The organism is Paenibacillus sp. MT124, from assembly GCF_058792755.1.
Window position 1 is genome coordinate 6,137,962 of record NZ_CM179500.1, and the last position, 21,535, is coordinate 6,159,496.

At 53.3% G+C, this 21,535-nt stretch carries 16 protein-coding genes; 10 read left to right on the plus strand and 6 right to left on the minus strand.

Translation table 11 applies throughout. The annotated features are described in order from the left end of the window. Window positions 1–68: 68 nt before the first annotated feature. Entirely contained in the window at window positions 69–836 is a 768-nt protein-coding gene (locus AC3RCI_RS27755) for a GTP cyclohydrolase II (protein ID WP_492527096.1), read from the minus strand. 324 nt (window positions 837–1,160) lie between these two features. Here AC3RCI_RS27755 and AC3RCI_RS27760 point away from each other — a divergent pair, with 324 nt between their 5' ends. From AC3RCI_RS27760 to AC3RCI_RS27785, 6 genes are all read left to right on the plus strand, one after another. Continuing rightward, entirely contained in the window at window positions 1,161–2,435 is a 1,275-nt protein-coding gene (locus AC3RCI_RS27760) for an ABC transporter substrate-binding protein (protein WP_492527097.1), read from the plus strand. Between the two features lie 45 nt (window positions 2,436–2,480). Then, entirely contained in the window at window positions 2,481–3,431 is a 951-nt protein-coding gene (locus AC3RCI_RS27765) for a carbohydrate ABC transporter permease (protein WP_227779678.1), read from the plus strand. Between the two features lie 21 nt (window positions 3,432–3,452). Then, window positions 3,453–4,280 (plus strand): carbohydrate ABC transporter permease, encoded by an 828-nt coding sequence (locus AC3RCI_RS27770; protein WP_095290931.1) that lies wholly within the window; start codon window positions 3,453–3,455, stop codon window positions 4,278–4,280. A gap of 87 nt (window positions 4,281–4,367) precedes the next feature. Then, the gene (gntK, locus tag AC3RCI_RS27775) at window positions 4,368–5,915 is read left to right on the plus strand and encodes a gluconokinase (RefSeq protein WP_492527098.1); all 1,548 of its coding nucleotides are present in this window, start codon (window positions 4,368–4,370) and stop codon (window positions 5,913–5,915) included. 624 nt (window positions 5,916–6,539) lie between these two features. After that, a complete protein-coding gene (locus AC3RCI_RS27780) occupies window positions 6,540–7,346 on the plus strand; it encodes a hypothetical protein (protein ID WP_492530031.1) in 807 nt (268 codons plus the stop codon). A gap of 128 nt (window positions 7,347–7,474) precedes the next feature. Further along, window positions 7,475–8,434, plus strand: a complete 960-nt coding sequence (locus tag AC3RCI_RS27785) for an MraY family glycosyltransferase (protein ID WP_492530033.1) — start codon at window positions 7,475–7,477, stop codon at window positions 8,432–8,434. Between the two features lie 166 nt (window positions 8,435–8,600). On the opposite strand, the gene cydC is transcribed toward AC3RCI_RS27785, so the two are convergent. Genes cydC through AC3RCI_RS27805 form a run of 4 tightly spaced genes read right to left on the minus strand, consistent with a single transcriptional unit; the run spans window position 8,601 to window position 14,789 of the window. After that, window positions 8,601–10,502: a thiol reductant ABC exporter subunit CydC gene (gene cydC, locus AC3RCI_RS27790; RefSeq protein WP_492527099.1), complete on the minus strand. Its 1,902-nt coding sequence runs from the start codon at window positions 10,500–10,502 to the stop codon at window positions 8,601–8,603. A gap of 1 nt (window position 10,503) precedes the next feature. Next, on the minus strand, window positions 10,504–12,372 hold the full coding sequence (cydD, locus tag AC3RCI_RS27795; RefSeq protein WP_492527100.1) for a thiol reductant ABC exporter subunit CydD: 1,869 nt from the start codon (window positions 12,370–12,372) through the stop codon (window positions 10,504–10,506). 1 nt (window position 12,373) lies between these two features. Then, window positions 12,374–13,429: a cytochrome d ubiquinol oxidase subunit II gene (cydB, locus tag AC3RCI_RS27800; protein WP_492471253.1), complete on the minus strand. Its 1,056-nt coding sequence runs from the start codon at window positions 13,427–13,429 to the stop codon at window positions 12,374–12,376. Further along, window positions 13,374–14,789 (minus strand): cytochrome ubiquinol oxidase subunit I, encoded by a 1,416-nt coding sequence (locus tag AC3RCI_RS27805; protein ID WP_154894636.1) that lies wholly within the window; start codon window positions 14,787–14,789, stop codon window positions 13,374–13,376. The genes cydB and AC3RCI_RS27805 overlap by 56 nt, the downstream gene beginning before the upstream one ends. Window positions 14,790–15,176: 387 nt before the next feature. Here AC3RCI_RS27805 and AC3RCI_RS27810 point away from each other — a divergent pair, with 387 nt between their 5' ends. From AC3RCI_RS27810 to AC3RCI_RS27825, 4 genes are read left to right on the plus strand one after another with little or no spacing between them, the layout of a single operon-like run. Then, window positions 15,177–16,469, plus strand: coding sequence for a hypothetical protein (locus AC3RCI_RS27810; RefSeq protein WP_492527101.1), 1,293 nt, complete (start codon window positions 15,177–15,179; stop codon window positions 16,467–16,469). Next, window positions 16,469–17,359 carry a glycosyltransferase gene (locus AC3RCI_RS27815; RefSeq protein ID WP_261779996.1) on the plus strand — a complete coding sequence of 297 codons (891 nt, stop codon included), beginning with the start codon at window positions 16,469–16,471 and terminating at the stop codon, window positions 17,357–17,359. The genes AC3RCI_RS27810 and AC3RCI_RS27815 overlap by 1 nt, the downstream gene beginning before the upstream one ends. A gap of 1 nt (window position 17,360) precedes the next feature. Then, window positions 17,361–18,701 carry a glycosyltransferase family 4 protein gene (locus AC3RCI_RS27820; RefSeq protein ID WP_492527102.1) on the plus strand — a complete coding sequence of 447 codons (1,341 nt, stop codon included), beginning with the start codon at window positions 17,361–17,363 and terminating at the stop codon, window positions 18,699–18,701. Beyond that, entirely contained in the window at window positions 18,698–19,369 is a 672-nt protein-coding gene (locus AC3RCI_RS27825; protein ID WP_492527103.1) for a class I SAM-dependent methyltransferase, read from the plus strand. Before AC3RCI_RS27820 ends, AC3RCI_RS27825 begins: the two co-directional genes overlap by 4 nt. 77 nt (window positions 19,370–19,446) lie before the next feature. Here AC3RCI_RS27825 and AC3RCI_RS27830 read toward each other — a convergent pair whose 3' ends face one another. Further along, window positions 19,447–21,522: a tetratricopeptide repeat-containing glycosyltransferase family 2 protein gene (locus AC3RCI_RS27830; protein WP_492527104.1), complete on the minus strand. Its 2,076-nt coding sequence runs from the start codon at window positions 21,520–21,522 to the stop codon at window positions 19,447–19,449. Window positions 21,523–21,535: the final 13 nt, after the last annotated feature.

Consider the following 21,535-nt stretch of genomic DNA (forward strand, 5'->3'; position numbering starts at 1 on the left):
CTTTTTGTCGATTGCACAGCAAGATACCTTCACTGGAATCAACGCTGATTTAGCACATAAAGTGAGATTTAAGCCTGTGCATGCGGAAGCAGCACATCGGCCCCGGCCCAACCATCGTTCTCAGCCAGGTGCCCCGATCGACTTACTTTCGTTTGCAGGTATTTCTCATTGAACGCCGAACGATCGCCCCACAGCGGAACACGTCCACCCACATTCAGTCCCGCTTCCTGCAATGCAGCCAGTTTCCGCGGATTGTTGGTGATCAACGTAACAGGTGCAGAACGCAGTGCACGCAATACAGAAATGGCATCGTCATAGTTACGAGCATCGTCCGTAAAGCCAAGCTGCAGGTTCGCATCTACGGTATCCAGACCTTCCTCTTGCAGAATGTACGCCATTGCTTTGCTGAACAGACCAATCCCGCGACCTTCATGGTTCGCCAGGTAGAACAAGGCACCCGCTCCATGGGCTGCGATCATTTTCATGGATTGCTCCAGCTGGAAGCCACAATCACAGCGCTTGCTGCCAAAAATATCACCTGTATGACAGATGCTGTGCATCCGGATCAGTGCTTCCTGCGCTTCGGCAAAATCGCCGTACACGAGCACACTCGACTGCTGACGTTCTGCCAGTTCGGCAGTAGCCAGCGATTCAATCAGCTCGCCGCTCTCCATGACCTTATCCGATTTCAGCCAGCTGTACCACTGAAATGTACGCGTCTCTCCATCCAAATTGACCGGGAGCTTAATCGGTCCAACCAGATATATAAATTCTTTTCCACTCGGAAAAGTCTGGATTTTGGGGGCAAGCAGTTGAATAATATGTGAATTGATCATAATGTTTGTTTCCTCCTGTTAAGCCATTTGTTATACAGATTGATTCGTATCCAGACCGAAAAAAGATCACTGGACGTTTATAGTACGTATCTATATTATTGTCATCATCATTAGTTACTTTATGTAAGCAAGTTTAAAATAAAAATTATATTGTGTCAAGTAACTTTTGTTTTTAAAGTAACTAATAAAATCAGGATACGAAACCGACACAAATTTGTGTTTCATTTTCGGAATATTGGGTATGAGTTTATAAACTGCTCATAGAATGATGTTGTAGTCCAAAGTACTTCATGCCTCGAACTTAACGATGAGGGGGTTGTGCACATGATCCGCCGGAAAAGAACCTGCTGGACAGCCATCATGATGGTCTGCGTCCTGCTTATAAGCGGATGCTCCATCTGGCCAGGACAAGACGATTCTGCGAACAACAAAAAGGTAGCGCTTACACTATGGTACTGGAACCGTTCCATTGATGATAAGCTGATTGCCAAGGCCAGGGAACAGTTCCCCAATATTGAACTGACTGCCCAGAAGATCGGCGGTGACTTCAAGGCGAAGCTCAAGACAACGCTGGCCGCAAAATCAGGCGAGCCCGATATTGTGGCCCTAAACGACTGGATTATGGAGCTCTTCCCCAGTGAAGACCGTTTTTATAATCTGTATCATCTCGGCGCTGGGGACGTCGAAGACCAGTATCTTGAATGGAAATGGAAGCAGGGCGTCACGCCCAGCGGACAGATGATCGGTTTCCCGATGGATACGGGACCGACAGCTCTCTTTTACCGGGCAGACCTCTTCAAGGAGGCTGGGCTGCCATCTGAACCCGAGGAGGTAAGCCGTCAGCTGAATAGCTGGGAAGCATACGCCGCAGCAGGCGAACAGATCAAGGAGAAACTTGGGGGCAAGGTATTTCTGACCGATAACATTGGAAGCGTTTACAACCAAGTGTTGTCCCAAGGAGCTGAGCGCTACTTCCGCCCGGATGGTTCGTTTATCGGCATGGATTCTCCTCTGGTACGCACAAGCTGGGATACCGCCATTGATTTTAAGCAAAAGGGATTACTGGCGAATGCAGACGGCTGGACTCCAGGCTGGAATGCAGCGATGAATAATGGGGAAATTGCATCCTTCGTGGGTGCGGTCTGGATGAAGCAGGTGCTGCAGGAAGCTGCGCCAGATACATCAGGTAAGTGGCGGGTGGCCCGTGCTCCTGGCGGAGATGGCAATAACGGCGGTTCGTTCCTGTCCATTCTGAAGTCCAGTGAGCATCCTCAGGAAGCCTTCGAGCTGGTGCGCTGGCTGCAGAGTCCGGAAAATCAGCTGGAGCAATATCAGACGTTGAACCTCTTCCCTTCTGCTCCGGGTGTGTTCGACTCTCCCGCAATGAAAGAAGAGGAGCCCTTCTTCGGCGGACAGGCGACGGGGCCTGTATTTGCCGAATCGGCACAGCATGTTCCAGACGCTTTTTTTGGTGAACGTTACCCATCGGTACACAACATTATTACCCGGCGCCTGAATGATGTCGCGAAGCAAAATGCCGATCCCCAGCAGGTCTGGACCGATACCGTACACCGCGTTGAGCGGGAACTCCAGCGTTAACCTGAAGAACGTGTGTGTTCGATATCTGCATAAGGAGGAATTCATATGGCTGTAACCGAACCCCATCTCACTCCCGAACCCGGAGCCGTGCGTCCGGACCTGGATCGGAAGAAATCTCTCCTGTCCCAAATTTGGGAACATCGTGCCCTATATGCTGCGATCTCACCATTTTATATTCTCTTTGCCGTGTTCGGCCTGTTTCCCATCGGCTTTTCATTGTACCTGGCCTTCCATAAGTGGGACGGCATTGGCGTAATGACCTACAATGGGCTGAACAATTTTAAATACATGCTGACGGATGCCGAGTTCTGGCAGGCTGTAGGCAATACATTCATGATCTGGATATACTCGACCATTCCCATGTTGTTCTTCGCCCTGATTGTTGCCTTTCTGCTGCATGCGCCGTTCGTGAAGTTCCGTACACTGTTTCGGGTCGGTTACTTCCTTCCAAACGTCACATCCATCGTGGCCGTGGCGATCATCTTTGGTGCACTGTTTGCCAACAACTATGGCTTTCTCAACTATCTCCTGCAGTCGGTCGGGCTTCCGGTCGTGGAATGGCTTAATGCGCCTTGGGGTATTAAAGTGGCGATCTCCTCCATGGTCGTCTGGCGCTGGACAGGGTACAATGCGGTCATTTATCTGGCCGGACTCCAGAGTATACCGCAGACCTTGTATGAAGCAGCCAAAATTGACGGCGCATCCGGTATACAGTCATTCTTTCGAATTACAATTCCGATGCTGCGCCCTGTGATTCTGTTCACGGTGATTACATCAACAATTGGCGGCATGCAGCTGTTCACCGAACCACAGATCCTCGTGGGCAACGACGGCGGTGCAGGCGCAGCAGGGATGACCATTGTTCTGTACCTTTACCGTGAATCGTTCATCAACAATTACTTCGGATATGGTGCAGCGGTGGGTTGGGGCATGTTCCTCATTATCGCCCTGTTCTCCATCGTGAACTGGAAGCTTGTTCAAGGCAAGTCATCCTGATGTGACAAGGGGGGAGCGCTCATGACGTCCAAATACCTCAAATCGCTCGTATTGTATACCGGTCTTATCGGGGGCATGCTCATTTCCATGTTCCCGTTCTATTGGCTGATTGTAATGTCCACCCGGACAACGTCCGACATCTACGCATTTCCGCCCCAGCTCTGGTTCGGGGGAGAACTGTGGAATAATATCAGCCGGGTTCTGCAGCAGATCGACTTCTGGGGTGCATTTGTCAATACACTGTTTGTATCCGGCATGGTGACCGTGCTCGTGCTGTTCTTCGACTCATTAGCGGGTTTTGCGTTTGCGAAGTTTGAGTTTCCGGGCAAAAAGTGGCTCTTTGTCCTGCTGCTGGCCACCATGATGGTGCCTTCCCAGCTGTCGCTCGTGCCTTCCTTCGTCCTCATGGCGACGTTCGGTTGGGTCGGTTCCTTCAAGGCCCTGATTATCCCGGGCATGGTGAATGCCTTCGGCATCTTCTGGATTCGGCAGTATGCCACGGAGTCCATCCCGAATGACCTGCTCGATGCGGGCCGGATCGACGGCTGTAATTTCTTCCGTCTCTATTGGAATGTGGCGCTGCCCATCCTGCGACCTGCGTTTGCGTTTCTCGGCGCATTTACCTTTATCGGAGTATGGAACGACTACCTGTGGCCGCTCATTGTCCTGACAGATGAACGGAAATATACCCTGCAGATTGCCCTCTCCCAGTTAAATGGACTGTACAATACGGATTACGCGATGGTTATCGCCGGTACTCTGCTGGCTGTTATTCCGCTCATTATCATGTTCCTGTTCATCAGCCGTCAGTTCATTTCGGATATTGCCGCTGGAGCCGTGAAGGATTAATATTCCTGCATTTTGATCCATCCCTCAAGTCTGATATTCTTATCTATAGATTAATACCAGATGCTCCAGAGAAAGAGGGATGACAAAATGGCTTCTTCACCCTATATGATCGGCGTAGATATCGGCACCACATCCACCAAGGCCGTATTGTTTGAACAAAACGGCTCCATCGTGGCTCAGGGTGGTGCCGATTATCCGCTGTATACCCCTACCCCTGCGATTGCAGAGCAGGATGCGGACGATATTTTTCAAGCTGTTGTAGAATCCGTTAAGCAGGCGACGGCCAAGGCGGGTGTCAAACCGGATGAGATTCTGTTTGTATCGTTCAGCTCGGCGATGCACAGCATCCTGCCTGTTGACGAGCAGGGCAAACCGCTGATGCGTGCCATGACGTGGGCAGATAATCGCAGTGCGGAATGGACGGAAGCACTCAAAACCGAAATGAACGGTCACGAAATTTATCTGAGAACAGGAACGCCCATTCATCCGATGTCACCGCTGACCAAGATCATGTGGCTCACCCGTGAACAGCCAGAACTGTTCAAGCAAACTCACAAATTCATTTCCATGAAAGAATACGTGTTCCTCAAATTGTTCAACGAGTACGTGATTGACCACTCCATGGCGTCTGCCACCGGAATGATGAATTTGGAGAAGCTGGACTGGGATGAGGAAGCCCTGCATGTGGCTGGAGTTACACCAGACCATCTATCCCGGCTTGTGCCGACCACTCATGTGCTCAAGCAAGGTCTGAACCCGGAGTATGCCAAGGAAATGGGCATTGCGGACAAGACGCCATTTGTGATCGGGGCAAGTGACGGTGTGCTCTCCAATCTTGGCGTAAACGCGATTGATCCCGGCGTGGTGGCAGTAACCATCGGCACCAGCGGAGCCATTCGTACGGTCGTGGACAAACCGGTTACCGATCCAAAAGGACGTTTCTTCTGTTACGCGCTCACCGAGGATGCGTGGGTGATCGGTGGACCCGTGAATAATGGCGGGGTCATTTTCCGCTGGATTCGGGACGAGTTTGCAGCATCTGAGGTAGAAACAGCGAAGCGGCTGGGTATCGATCCTTATGAGGTGCTCACTCGTGTCGCGGAAAATGTACCGCCAGGATCGGAAGGTCTGCTCTTCCATCCGTATATGACAGGTGAGCGGGCTCCGCTCTGGAATCCGAATGCCCGCGGCTCGTTCTTCGGTCTGACGCTTCACCATAAGAAGGAGCACATGATCCGTGCCGCCCTGGAAGGTGTATTGTTCAATCTGTATACCGTCATGCTGGCTATTGAAGAGAAGATCGGCCGTCCTACCAAAATTCAGGCAACGGGCGGCTTCGCCCGCTCCGAATTATGGCGGCAGATGATGGCCGATATTTTCGACCAGGATGTGATTATTCCCGAAAGCATTGAGAGCTCCTGCCTTGGTGCAGCCGTGCTTGGCTTGTATGCACTTGGCCGAATTGATTCCCTGAGTGCGGTATCCGGCATGATTGGATCCACACATCGCCATCAGCCTGACCCGGATCATGTCCGCATCTACCGGGAATTGCTGCCGATCTTCATCCGGATCTCCCGCAAATTTGAGGAAGAGTATGCGGATATCGCTGCTTTTCAAAATAAAACAATGCATTAGAAGTAAGCTGGCCCGCTAACGAATCGCAGGCACCTTATGTCGAGATTAGTCTTTGGCATGATGAAGCTAAAGAACTATAGCCACGTTATTTCAACAAAAGCTTGCACTGGAGCCGATAATGTTTGCAAATAATGGCCCTGGGAATCGTTAGCGCACCGCTTCTGCTAAAATTCATCAAATAGCGTGTCTCCAGTTCATTAGATTGAATATGTATTGCTGCACGTTCAAGAGGGCCGTCTCGTTATGTTTATGACATATGGGATGGCCCTTCTTCATGTACCGTTTTTTGTACAAACAATACTTATGAATGATGAAGACCTACTCCTCGCACTCGAGGTTCAGATTTAAAACAATGTCACCTAATGACTTGGAAAGAGATGCTCCAATATGCTACGGTCATAGATATGAAAAAACATTATCCTTATAGTTTGAAGATGGTGCTGACGAAAATTTGTATGCACAGACCAATCTGCCACGAATTTAAATCTTATTTTCAGCAAATTTGATCCAGCCACGCATTGAAGGCAAACAGCATCTTTACTCTTTGCGGAAGGATGATCTAAACAGTCGTTTTCCCGGTCTTGTAGAATTAGTATTGAATACGACAGGAGGTTAATTGCATTGTTGGATAAAAAAGCGGCAAAAATACTGCTGAGCACATTCTGGGGAGGTGGCGGCTGGAAGACAGAACGCTCACCATTCTCTGGAGATGATTTTGAATATGCCAAGAGCAAGCATGTGATGTTCGATCCGCAGACCACCACCCACGACGAGATTGTTCGGCGTCTGCATGAAATGCATCAGGACATCAGCTTGAAGGACAGAGTCGTGTCGGCTTTTCTGCATAGCCTGTCTACCAAAAAAGTATATTTGCGCAGTGCGCTCTCAAGTTGGGCACTAACCTCACGTTTGCCTCTGCATACCTATGCGGAACGGTCCGCGCTTCATGCCAACACCAGTGCATGCGGGGATTGCAATTACCTGCGGTTACAATCGGACAAGCAGTATGTGAACGTCGATCTGAACGTCCTGAATTTTGAGCGGATCAAATGGGGCGGGGTCCGTCATGGATGGCTGCTCTACTGTCTGATGGATCTGGAACTGCTGCTTCTTGATAACGATTCAAGCTACGAGGTAACCTCGGAAGATAAGGCCATCCTGGAACAGCTTCTTGCTGCCTGCCAAACTGGTGATCCCAAGGATAGTGCCCGCTCGCTTGAAAAGCTGTGGAAAGATCTGCTCCCTTCGAGCAAACAGGAACGGGATGCCCTGCTTGAGATCTGGGCGGCTGCTGGACTGCTGGTTCCTGGCGATACGCCGAGAAGAGGCAAGGGTGGTTCCGGCGACTTTGTCTTTGCAGCTACCTGGCAAGGAGATGACGGCTATCATGCGGAAACAGCAAACCACTTCTTTGGATCTTATTTGCAATAAATGTTCTGAACGTTGGCTTTCTGCCAACATGTGCGATCATGCAGGTTACAATAATGACATCGACAGATTTCCGCTCCAGCTCGTATAATAGGGGAAAAATGGTAGATGGGAGTGAATCAAGCAATTTTATGGTATACATAATGGCCTTTTTGCTGTCTTTTGTTGTCGTGCTTCTGCTCATTCCTCCGCTTAGCCGACTGGCCCACCGCCTTGATTTTGTGGACAAGCCACGGGAAGACGTAGAGCGCAAGCTGCACAGACAGCCCATTCCGCTGACGGCGAGTTACGCGATATTTACCGGATTCTTCCTGACATACATTGCTTTTACGAAGCAGTTGTCCATGGAGACGGCCGCACTGGTTGCAGGCGGTATGCTCCTATTAACGATTGGCACCATTGATGACTGGTACAAAACAAAAGGCAAAGACTTTCCCGCCCTGCCCAAAATGATCATTCAGATCTCTGCAGCCGTGCTCGTATTTGCTTCCGGAATTGCCTTCACCGGGTTTGTTAACCCGCTGACCTCGGAATACGTCATGCTTCCGTTCTGGCTGCAGTTCATTCTGACGATCCTGTGGATCTTCGGCGTAACCACCGTTATTAACTTCTCGGATGGCATGGACGGGCTTGCTGGCGGATTGTCAGCGATCTCGGCAGTCACGCTGTTTGTCGTTGCCCTGGCCAAAGGCCAGAGTGATTCGGCCCTCATGTCCATCGTGCTTGTCGGTGTAACACTTGGGTATCTGAAATACAACAAACCTCCGGCCAAGGTATTTATGGGTGATGCCGGTGCGACATTCCTCGGTTTCATTCTGGCTGTCATTGCCCTTGATGGGGCATTCAAGCAAGCGACCATACTGTCCCTATTTATCCCGATTCTGGCCCTTGGTGTACCGATTTTCGACAATATCTTTGTCGTTATCAAACGTTTCATTCAAGGCAAAGCCATCTATCAGGCCGATGCAAGCCAGGCTCACTACCGCCTCCTGCGTGCGGGACTGAACCATAAGCAGGTGGTTGGCGTCTTGTATCTCATCAGTACCTGCCTCTGCCTCTCTTCCATCATTCTCATGTTGGTCGAAATGTAGGGACGGACAATATTGCTCCATACAGGTAAAAAAAGACGAGCCCGTGTATCCGCGGGCTCGTCTTTTGGCTGATATGACCCTTCCATCAGCTTTATAACTTGGAGTAGTCTTCTCTCTTCTTTCGATCCACGTGATCTCAGCCCTCAATCCTCGAAACCAACCACACTTACCTGGAAGCTGCGGGCGGCAACGGGACCCCTGGCTTCTGCCAGTTTGCCCATCCTGGTCGGTCGAGCTCGACAAGACGTCGATAACGCTCTTCCCGAGCCAGCAGCTGTTCGTGAGAACCCTGCATGGCAATCTGTCCATTTTCCATAAAAATGACCTCGTCCATCTGTTCAGCACCAATGAGATGATGGGTAACCCAGATCATCGTTTTGCCCTGCATGCTGTCCAGAATGGTGCGCATCAGCGCGCGTTCCGTCACAGGATCAAGTCCCACTGTAGGTTCATCGAAGATGACGACTGGTGTCTCCTGCAGCAGCACCCGGGCCAGAGCAATCCGCTGCCGTTCGCCGCCCGAAAAGCGCATGCCCGTCTCCAGCATCGGGGTATTGTACCCCTGCGGCAGAGATTCGATAAGGCCGGACAAACCGACCTGGTCGGCCACACGTCTGATCTCCTCATCCGTTGCGTGTGGACAGCCAATTCTCAGATTGTTCGCGACCGTTGTATCGAATAGATGTGGATTCTGATTCAGCACCGCAATGACATCAGGTACATTCTCTCCCAGCGTCTGCACAGGCTGATCATTGATCATAACTTCACCGGTTGAAGGGAGCAGAGCACCCTGAATCAGTTTGAGCAGTGTGGATTTGCCTCCCCCACTGCGCCCAAGGATGGCTAGCCTTTTCCCCTGGGGCAGATGAAGTGAAACACCTTGTACCGCATGGGCATCTTCGGAAGCATAGCGGTAACTTACATGATCGATTCGAATATCCGCTCTCAGCTTCGGAGGGATACGCAGACGGATGCGTTGGTCCCGTGAACGATTCGTCATCTCCGCTGATTCAGAAGGGGCTTCAGCCGCCTGCACCGTTTCATCTCTGCCTGACGTGGCTCCTGGAGCGTATCCCTTACCCTCCAGATGCTGCAATCGATCCAGAGATTGGCGATACTCGGGGATACGCTCCACCGCATCGGACACAGGCAGTAAGGCTTCCGTAAGTGGAAACAGAACCAATACAAATGCCGCGATCATAACGGCTGGCAGCTGTCCTGCTGCTACCTCGCTTCCTGCCCACAATGTCGCGGACACCACCATCAGTCCAATGACACATTGTGCAATCAGGTCACGCCAACGCACCCATCTTCGCAGGCTGCGCCGAACGGAATCTGCCCGTTCCTCCCCCTCCTCCTGAAGACGAACGAACTCCGCCGCCCGTCCACTGGCCAGCCAGTCTCCTAGGCCAAGTACACCGTCGGTAAGCCGCGTATATAAGTGGCTGTTCTCCTTTTTCAACCGTACTTTCTGTTTCCATGTAATCTTTAGCGTGATGACTGGCAGCAACCCAATAAGAAATAACAAGTAAAGACTCATCCACAATGCAAAACCCAGATCCACGGTTCCAAAAGAGATAACTGCTGCACCGTACAGGATCAGTGCCGTGATGGCCGGGAACACCGTACGCAGATAAATATCCTGCAGCCGCTCTACATCCTCTGCAAGTGCACCAAGCACATCCCCCGTTTGCATCCGTGAACGCAGGAACAGGGCTTGGGGCTCCAATATTCGATACAGCTTCACCCGTTGATCAGCAAGCACACGCAGTACGGCATCATGACCGGCCAGACGCTCGGCATATCGAAACACCGCACGGAAAATCCCGAATGCACGAACACCCACAATCGGTACATATACCATCAGAATGTTTTCAGGGCGGAGCGCAGACTTGGAGATCAGGAACCCTGAGGTAAAGAGCAGCAGCACGGCACAACATGCAGCACAAGTCCCCAGTGCAATAACTCCGGCAAATCTCCAGCGGTACTGTACCACGTAAGGAGAAATCCAGCTGCTTTTCACACTCCCGTTTCGGACCGTTTCTACCTGCTCATGTTCAGCTTCCATGTTATACCGCCTCCATCTGGGCCCGAATCATCTGGTAATAGACGCCCTGTCTTGCAAGCAACTCTTCATGTGTTCCTGTCTCGGCAACCGTCCCGCCGTCCATCACGATGATGCGGTCCATATGCGGCATCCAGTGCAGGCGATGTGTAGCCAAAAATACCAGTTTGTCTTCAAAACACGGCAGCATCGTCTGTTTCAGCTCGTACTCGGTCTCTACATCCAGATGTGCGGTTGGCTCGTCCAGCAGCAGCACCGGCCGTGCACTTAGCAAGGCTCTGGCCAAGGCTATCCGCTGCTCCTGCCCACCGCTGAGCTGTCTACCCCCGGCTCCAATTCGCTCATGCAGTCCGTTTGGCAAGGAAGAGACCAGCTGGTTCAAGCCTGCTGCATTAGCTGCCTCTCCGACCTCCGCATCCGATGCTTCCGGCATATAAAAGCGGACGTTATCAGCAAGGGTCCCACTGAATATATAGGGATGCTGCGGAATGGCAGCCGTTTGTTTTCTCCAGGATTCCATCATCTCCGGGGACACGGGCTGACCATTCACCAACACTCTTCCTGATGTGGGCAGTTGAAAACCAGCCAGCACGTCAATCAATGTGGATTTCCCTGCACCGCTTGCACCGATGATGCCAACCTTGATCATACCGGAAATCTGAAAGGTGACATCCTCCAGCGAGTAGGCTCCGTCCTCTTCATGACGTACTTGGATATCGGTAAGCGCCAGTCGGCTGCCCTTGTTCCAGAGCACCTTCGATGCAGCTGAAGACACTTGTCCGGCAGTGCGATCATCATCCAACACAACACGTATGGTCGAGGCATGTTTACGTTCGGAAGAAGACTGCTGTACGGGTCTCACTCCGTCCGTCCCTGCCTGTGTCTGAAGAACAGTAGTGGCATACGCTTCCCGCTGTCTCTGCTCGGCTGCCTTCCCCCGCTCAATCATCTGCACAATGGCTTCTCCGGCTTCCTTGCCGTCCAAGGTGGCATGATAATCTGCACCCACCATACGCACAGGCAGGAAATACTCCGGTGCCAGAATAAGTACCGTCAGTGCCGGTCCGAGCAGCATCTGTCCTTCCGTTAGCCGCAAGCCAAGGCCAACCGCGACCGAGGCAACCGAGAGCATGGTGAAGAAGTCCAGCGCGAAGGAAGACAAAAAGGCCATGCGCAGTGTAGACATCGTTGCTTTTCGGTAGCGCTGGCTGACTCGAATAATCGTGTCTGTATGCTGGCCGCTCTGGCCCAGCGTTTTCAGCGTTTCGAGTCCGCGAAGCGTATCCACAAAGTGATTGGCCAGTGCCTTGTATGACTTGAATTGCCCATCAATCTTACGCTGTGCAGCCAGACCGACCAGAATCATAAACACAATTAGTATGGGAAGGGTCACCGTCAAAATAACACCGGACATGATATCCAGCTTGAACACATACAAGAGAATAATGATTGGGGTAAATCCCATGCCCAGCATGCGGGGGATAAATAGCTCCAGATACGTCTTGTACTGGGCTGTTCCTTCGCGTGCCAACGTGACCAGATGCCCTGTTCCTTCTGTTTTGGCAAAACGCTGGCCAAGCCTGAACCACTGCTCTACCATTTGCCTGCGCAGGTCTGTTCCCGTTTGCTCTGCATATCGCATCGCCACCAGCTGCAGCCAGAAGGAAATGGCATACCGGGCAGCAAATGCAGCCAGGAACAGCAGCAGCACAGGGTACTGCTCTGTGAGGGATGACCCTTCGAACAGTGCCGTTATGGCTTCGGCAAGCCATTTGGCCTGCATAATGATCGTTATCGCCTGCAGCATTACCAGCGCTGAAGCCAGCGCCAGTACAGGCCGGATCCCCGGCAGCTTCAGCAGTCCCCGTCCCATATCAGTACTCCAGGTGATGCTGCTCGTTCAGACGTTTGCGGAAAATGTAATAACTCCAGATCTGATATCCGAGGACAAAAGGCAGCAGCGTGCAGGCTACAATCGTCATCACTTTCAGTGAATATGCACCAGAGGCCGCATTATAGACCGTCAGATCGAACGCTGAGCCGAAGGAACTGACCATAACTCTTGGAAACAGGCCAATGAATACAGAGGCAAACGCGATGGCAATAACAGCTCCGGTCATGCCAAAAGCCCAGCCCTCACGCTTATGCCGCACGAAGTAAGCAGCAAGACCCAATGAAACGGCACCAAGGACCACCATGATCCAGAGCGCCCAGCCGCGAACGGCAAACACATCTGTCATGAAGTAGGTCATCACCGCATACACCGCAAGAATGGCGGCCAGCGGCAGCATTAATTTATTTGCCATATTCAACGCCCGTTCCCTGAGATCGCCAACGGTCCGCAAGGAAGCGAACAGCAGCCCATGAACGAGACACAACAAGGTTACACTTAGACCGCCAACAACGGTATACGGGTTGACGATGTCCAGGAATCCCGCACGCATCTGCATCTCCCCATCAATGGGCAGACCCTTCATGAGCGTTGCAAAGACAACTCCGAACAGAAATGGCAGGAGGCTGCTTGAGACGACAATGATGATATCCCATGTTTTGCGCCAGCGCTGCTGCTTCATCTTGCTCCGAAATTCAAAAGCGACTCCACGGCCGATCAATGCAAGTAATACAACGACAAGCGGCAGGTAAAAACCGCTGAACAAGGTGGCATACCAATGCGGAAAAGCAGCGAACATTGCGCCGCCTGCCGTGATCAGCCAGACCTCGTTTCCATCCCAGAACGGACCGATGGAGTTGATCAGGGTACGACGTTCACGATCTGATTTGGCAATCAGGCCTGTGGACATTCCCACACCAAAATCGAAGCCTTCCAAAAAGAAAAAACCGACAAACAATACAGCGATCAACAGAAACCAAAGCTCACTTAGTGACAACGGAATACCCCCCATCCATGCCGAACGGATCGGCCGATTCATCGTGTTCCTCCGGCTTATCTACTGCGTGTGGACCAGCCTTGATCTCACGAACGAACAGATAGACCATAACAATGCCCAGAACCGTATAAGCCGCTGTAAACGCAATGGTAGAGAACAGAATCTGGCCTGCGCTCACGTTGGGCGATACACTGGCTTCTGTCGTCATATATCCGAATACCGTCCAAGGCTGCCGCCCCACCTCCGTCATAATCCAGCCCGACGTATTGGCTATGAAGGGCAGGGAGATGGCAAAAACCATCAGGCGCATAAACCACGTTCCTGCTACCTCCAGCTTCTTGCGCAGCGCCAGAAATGTACCGTACAGGGCGAGTACAATCATTAAACCACCCGCAGCAATCATGATGCGGAAGCTCCAGAACGTTGTCCGTACTGGCGGGATGTAGTCCCCTGGCCCATAAGTCTGCTGATACTCGGCATTCAGCTCCTTCATGCCTTGGACACTGCCAGAGAATTTACTGTAGGACAGATAACTGAGCAATCCGGGAATCTTAATCTCACCGGAGTTCTCCTGTTTGTCCGGATCAATTGCTGCGATGACCGTCCACGGCGCAGGATCTTCTGTTGTTGTCCAGGTTCCTTCACTGGCTGCCATCTTCATCGGCTGTGTCTCCACCAGATATTGCGCCTGGAAGTGCCCGGAGAACGCCACACCGAATGAGGAAACAAGGCCAATGATGATGGCAATATTGAACGATTTGCGGAAGATCTCCACATCCTGCTTTTTCATCAACTTGTACGCACTGATGCCGGTTACCACGAAGGCCCCTGTCATTAATGCGCCAAAGATCGTATGCGGGAATTCAACCAGCAGCTGACCATTGGTAAGCAGCGCGAGGAAATCATTCATCTCGGCACGGCCGTTGTTAATCTCGAAACCGACCGGATGCTGCATGAATGAATTGGCTGCCAGAATCCACAATGCGGACAGGAATGTGCCGACAAATACGAGCCAGATACAGGCCAGATGCACCTTTTTGGATAACCGGTCCCACCCGAAAATCCAGAGCCCGATAAATGTAGACTCCATAAAAAACGCCAGTAAGGCTTCAACCGCCAGTGGCGCCCCGAACACATCCCCGACAAAGCGTGAATACTCAGACCAGTTCATGCCGAACTGGAACTCCTGTAGAATACCTGTCACGACCCCGACGGCAAAGTTAATCAGGAACAGCTTGCCCCAGAACTTGGCCATCGTTTTGTAAATCTCCTTGCCCTTGACTACGTACAACGTCTCCATAATGGCTACCAGCAGTACAAGACCGATGGACAGCGGTACAAAAAAGAAATGGAAGATCGTTGTGAGTGCATATTGGATACGCGATAACATAATCGGATCCATCGTTACCCCTTCTTTCTGTTTACATCGCAGTGATTTGCATTTGGCATGGAAGCTGCACCTTCGCTGTCTATCTGTCCGCCAAATACGTGATGAACGTATTGTGCCAGATTGCCTATTTTGTACATGTGACAATTATCACAATCTACGTCAGAATTGCGAAAAAAATGTGACGATGGTCACACATTGGATAAAATTCAGTCTAATATGCGGCTTAACTGCTTCTTCTATTCAGGGAAGTTGCTCATGTTTGGCACAACATGCCCATATGCTAGAGTCAGACATATCATGCGAAGTGCCTTAAGGGCTGTACATATGATGTGGAGAGATGGAACACCTCCGGAAGCGGAGGCGGAACGTTAGAATGCAGTCAAAGTGAGGTGATGACCTATGGATAAGCCCAAATGGGTACCGGAGATCAACGGGAAAACAGCGTCAACTGAGGATGACAGCAAATGTCCTCCCAATCGGTACATTCTTTTTCCCCGCAAAGGGGGATGGTCCACTTTTCCTTATCCGGACATCGCTGCCCTGCTCTCGGCCGAGGGAGAGGTCTCATATGTAAGCAGTCAGGAACGTTCTGATGAGATGCCCCCGGCCATTTCAGTAATCACCCTGCCAGAAGCTGAGCTTCTGCTCCAGCAAAATCACACCGCAGCTGTCATTGCACACCCCTACTGGCTTACAGCAGTTCAATCGATGCAACCGAAAATCAGCATTGTGCTGCTTCCCGAGCCGGCAGGCGATGAAGCAAGCTCTCCGCTGTGGGAGAGCTGCATATCCAGACTGGTTGGTACTGCCGATCTGATCGGCACGTCTTCGGAAACACGGTATATGAAGCTTGCCTTTCAGGGCGTCCGCACGGTCTGGCTGGGCGGTGAAGACAAGGCTCCGGCTGGCTCCATACACAAGGATGATCTCGAAATTCCGCTAAGAGATTATGAGCTGCTTTTTCTTCATGCCCTCAGACAAACCGTGACCGAAGCACCGGACACCATCACTCTGCTCCAGTGCAGCATGCGTGCAGACTATTACCGCCAGCTCCGTTCCAAAACGGGGCCGCATGAGACGATCTCCTTTTTGCTGGCAGCCTATGAATATTTGCTGGACGACTCCCGTGCAGCAGCGTCCCTGAAGGAGGCCTTTACACATGCGATCATGAACGGACGAAGTGATTGTGTGCAATCACACTATCGGTTTCTATCCGCCATTCATGCCAAAGCTGGAGAAGTTGAATCTGCGCTGCAAGTCTACGGAATCAGTGCAGGCAGCGCACAGGAACGGCATCACTATGAACAGCTGTGCCGCTGGCTCGAGGCAGGAGAGAATCAGCTTGTGCAGGCAGAGCTGCTGCGGTTAAACGATGATTACGGAGCTGCGCTGGGGATATTGGACGCGCTTGGAGGAGAAACCGCCCGGCATTGGAAGTTCCGGATATATCAGGAGACCGAATGTGTGGAGGATGCTCTGGCTCTGGTCCATGCGGCAGATATTCAGGATCGTTCCAGCCGCAGGGATTATCAGGAGTTATCAGGGACTGCCATGGCCTTGCGGGGAGATCGTCACGGGGCAGTACGACAGTTTCTCGAAGCCGCGATGGAGAATGAGGAAGCTCTTGCCCGGATTGTGGAGATGGAACTGCTGGACCACGCTGTACAGCAGCTGCTTGGGGAGGTGCCGTGATGCTGGACCCGAAGAAGCGCACGCAGCATAATCAGGGGCTGGGCATGCAGCCTGACATTCGTATTGAAGTTCACCCCTCCTCTTCCGAAGCATTGGCGGACCAGCAGATGGACTCGAAGAGCAATGAAGTGGAAAGCGAGGGTTCACGACCCACACCTTCTTCTATCCGCCGTGTCCGCAAAAGTCAGGGGAACAAACTGACCGCCATGCTGCAGGTCCGTAATGAACGCGGACGATACCTCGAGGAAGTACTCCGTGATCTGAGTGAATTCGTGGATGAGATCGTTATCGTGGATGATGCGAGTACCGATGGAACACCAGATATATGCAGGTCTTATCCAAAAGTCATTCGGCTCGAGATCCTGGAGAAGCCTCTATTTGCTGAGGAATGGCGGCTCCGCAATGCGTTATGGCAAGCAGCCGTAAGTACTTCACCGGACTGGCTGCTGTCCGTCGATGCGGATGAACTGTACAGTACAGAGGCCAAGGAAGCAATACGTGATCTGATCAACCAGGACCATGCAGACTGGGTGGCATTCCGATTCTACGATATGTGGGGTGGACGGACCCACTACCGGGATGACGAACTTTGGGGCCTGCACAGACGGCATACGGCATCACTTGTCCGCTATATGCCCGAGTATCCTTACTTTTACCCACAGCAGAACCATCATGTTCCCCGTCTCCCCTTGTCCTGTTCGGTATTGCCTGGCATTCGCACGGAATTAAAAGTACAGCACCTTGGGTGGGCGGGCAGTCTCGAAGACAGGGTTCGCAAGTATCTGCGTTACAAACGCATTGATCCCAGCGGCGAGTGGGGCAGTCTGGAACATTACGAATCCATCCTGGACCCGGAACCTCGGCTGGTTCCCTGGAAGGAGGAGCATTGAGATGGGTGTGGTCAGCATTTTGACACACAGCTTCACGGATGGATACAACCGGGAGTTCGGACGGGTATTCGGAGGGGGGCTTGAACGTTATATTCTGGATCTGTGCAGTGTGATCCGCGAATTGGGGCATAATCCCGAGGTGCATCAGTTGTCATATTATGAAGCATTTCAGACACGTACGGAGCAGATTGATGTATTCGGATACGCCTACGATATGGATGATGTGCCTGAAGCCTTCGAGAGGATGGCGGCGGCAGCCCGCGGCCCTGTCATCTATGCCAGCTGTCTCTGGCAGCCCATCAGCTACAAGCCCGGCAGTCTGGGCATCTGCCACGGCATTAACTGGGATCGTCCCGGATTGCCGCTGGAGACCAAGCAGCAGGTGGCTGAGCACATCCAATTGGCACTGGATGGACTGGTACGCATCGTATCGGTGGACTCCCATTTTCAGACCTTTTGCCGGGCAGCATGCACGTTTGATGATCCGCGAAAGGTCGTCCTTATTCCCAATGCTGTGGATACCTCCTATTTCACTCCCGCTCCCCCCAGACCCAGGTTCGGACAGGAACAGGAAGCGGAATGGCTGTCTGCATGGAAGGAGGACCTCGCCAGCCAGGAAGAAGAAGCCGGGGTCTCCATCTCGGGATGGAATGCAAAAGAAGCTGTTCTGCTTGATAACGCTGACAATTCCGATCAGGCAAACGAGATTGCTGATTCTGCTGTCAGCATCCACAGTACTGCTCTTCCATCACAGATTGCCCGTCCTCTGAGAATTCTGTATCCGCGCCGAATCAGTATGGAACGAGGCATCATACCCATGATGCTTGCGGCAGATCGGCTGCTGGGTGCCTACCCGGATCTGGAGATTGAATTTGCCGGAGAACTGGTCGAAGGCAGCACGGTGGGCAGGGCATTTCGGTATTGGCACCGCACTCATCCGCATCAGGATCGCATCTTGCAGCGTACGTACGACTTCAGGGATATCCGCGAGGCCTACCATCAGGCTGATATTGCCGTGATTCCCACGGTGTTCTCGGAGGGGACCTCCTATGCCTGCCTGGAAGCCATGAGCTGCGGCATCCCGGTCGTTGCCTCCAACGTGGGCGGGTTAAACGATCTCATACAGGACGGGTTCAACGGGCTGCTTGTGCCCCCGGGCGATGACGCACTTACCGCTGCTCTGGTACGCCTGCTGGAGGACAGAGCTGAACGGGAGCGCCTCGGCATATATGCCAGGGAGACAGCCGTTGCCTACGATCTGTCCGGATGGCGGCGCAAGTGGAGTTCGGTATTGGAGACGTTCTTGGCAGATGCAGGATTGAGAGAGGGGATACGGGGATGATGGACACACCTAATCAGAATGAAGCATTAGTATCCAGATATGTTCGGCAAAGCGATCCCAAAACAGATACGCTGGTATTTCCACTGCATCCGGCTTGGTGGAGCAGACCTTACGAGTACGAATGGGCCCGCCAGTTCGCCCAACAGGACGACGTGGTACTGGATGCAGCCTGCGGCATTTCCCATCCGTTCAAGTTTTGGCTGGCCGAACACTGCCGGGAAGCTCACGCCTGTGATTGGGATGAACGCATCTTGTCGGAGGAAGCGATCCGGCAGGATATTGCTGCCGACTTCGGCGAAGAGGCTGCGCGTCATTTACCGGAGCACTACTTAACCAGGCTGCATCGCGCTCAGGCGAACCTGGCGCAGCTGCCTTATGCCTCTGGCATGTTTGACCGTATATTCTGCATTTCGGTTCTGGAGCATCTAGATACAGGCACGATGCTGCGTGCCTTTCGCGAATTCGCCCGGGTCATGAAGCCGGATGGACAATTAATTGCAACCTTTGATGTGCCGGAGATGCGGCCCGATCTACTCGAGACCATCATGGCCGTTACCGGTCTCACCATTGATGGACAGCTCATCGTGGAAGAGCCCGATGATGCCATCTGGTCCGACATGTATGGGACGCCAATTCGCTGCTTCCGGGCGATCATTCGGAAAGGGTAGCCATTTTCGTTAGCAAGGATGAAGCTGTCAAACGCCAGCAATGGGGTTAGCTCTTATGTGGGTGAAAGCCCCGTATGTCAGAGATGGACGAATAGCATCTTACAGCGAGATGCAAAGCCTTCGGTGGCTGCTGCGCCGGGAGATGTCAGGCGCAGCAGCGTGTGCAGCCCCGGCGAACATAGAGTCGTCGCCGGGCGGCCAGAGGCGGCAGGCTGAAGCGCGATATGCCGGGCCCTCACGGCCCATTCCTGCGCTGCAGTCTGCCGCCCGGCGAGCAGCGCGAGCGTGCCTGCCAGCAGTGCCTCTGTGGCACGAGCCGTGGCGGGCATTTCGTCTGTGAGGGGCTGCTGCATTACCGGCGGCAAGCCGAATAGCTCCAGCAGCCCTTCACGGACGCTTGCGGGCGCGCGCAGCAGCCCGCAGCGTGCCGCAGGCGGAAGCGCCGCGAGCAGCGCCGGGGCGGCACCTTGCGGCAGGGCCTGCAGCAGGCGCAGCCATGCGGCCCAGGCGCCTACGCGCGCGAGCGCCTGCGCTGCAGCTTGCACGCCCGGCGGCGGTGCAGTTGTGGCGCGTGGCGCAACTGCTTCGGCGCGTGGCGCAGGCGCTGCGCTGAGCGGAGCTGTGCCTAGCGCTGAATTGCCCGGCGCGGAGCCGCCCAGCAGCGCATCGGCGGCAAGTGCCGCTGCAGGCAGCGCGCATGCTGTGCGGCTGTGCAGCGGCTGGTGGGCGCCTGCGCGTGCAAGTGCGCGCCCAGCGCTGCTCTTGCAGCCGAGCGCCCACAGCGCCAGCGACGCCTCGGGCCCGAGCTGCGCATGCGCTGCCCAGGGCTGCAGCGATGCCCGCGCTGCAGCATCTTCGCCCAGCTGGGCCAGCGCCAGCCCGGCGGCGAGCGGCTGCTGCCGCAGCACAGCCGCCAGTGGTGCCGCATGGCGCAGCAGCCATTCCGGCCGGTGCGCATCCAGCGCGGCCGGAGCAAGCGCCTGCCATGCAGCAGGCGGCAGCAGTGCACGCGCTGCCGCATCCGCAATGGCGTTTGGCCGCTCCGTAGCTGCGGCCAACAGCAGCAGGCGCTGCCACGCAGCCATGCTTCCGGGCTGCGCTGCCAGTGCAGCAATATAGGCTGCCTCAGCCTCTTCCCAGCGGCCCAAACGCTCATGCGCGATGCCTTCCAGCGTTAGGCTTCGGTACGTTCCGGCACCTGAAACGGAAGTGTACTGTCCGGTTGTTTTCGCTGCGGATCGAGCCTTCTTCAACCAGGCCAGCGCTGCTTCTTCTCTGCCGAGGTCCAATTCCAGCACCGCGCCAAGTTCCAGCACATCCGCGAAGTCAGCATATACAGTAGTCCACGCCTGTACCACAGCCAGCGCCCGTTCCGGTCGCCCACTTTCCCTTAAGGCATATGCTGTTTTGAGTACTAGATCCGAATGATAACCGCAGGATGGCCCAAGCCGGGAAAGCAGCGGTTCCAGCAGCCGCAATGCCTCATTGTACTTCCCTTGCTGAAACCATTCTGCAGCCAGCGCATACAGCAGCTCCGGCTGCTCATCTGCCCCATCATTCAGAGCGGAACGAATCAGACGCATATTCCGCTCTGTTTTATTTTTGCGAACAATTACCTCTTCCAGATAGCCATAATGCAGGACTTCCAGCTCCGAATGCACCAAGCCTTCAGGAGCAAAAGCCAGGATGGATGATGCGACCTCTTCGTGAATTCTACCCTTGAAAGTAATCCGGCGATCGTTCCTGAACAAGCGGCACACCGCATCCGTCACCCGTTCTTCACCAGACCGCCCCAAGAGACTTGTCACCTTGATCCAGTATCCCCAGACATGATCAGGGCTCCCGGATAATAAGTGCGTAAGCTCTGTCTTCATTTGATCCGTCTGCCCCCATACTTCATCTGCATCCAATACCAGAATCCAGGGTTGGGTTGCAGCGGTAAGAGACTGATTGCGAGCAGCAGCAAAATCGCCGTCCCATTCTGCACGAATGATCTTGGCACCATAGAGGGCGGCAATTCGAAGCGTATCATCTGCTGAACCGGTATCGACAATGATTATCTCATCAACGATTCCCCTGACAGATTCCAAGCAGCGCCTAAGACCATCCTCCTCGTCCTTCACAATCATGCACAGGCTGATTCCAGGCTCCAAGCTCATCCCTCCA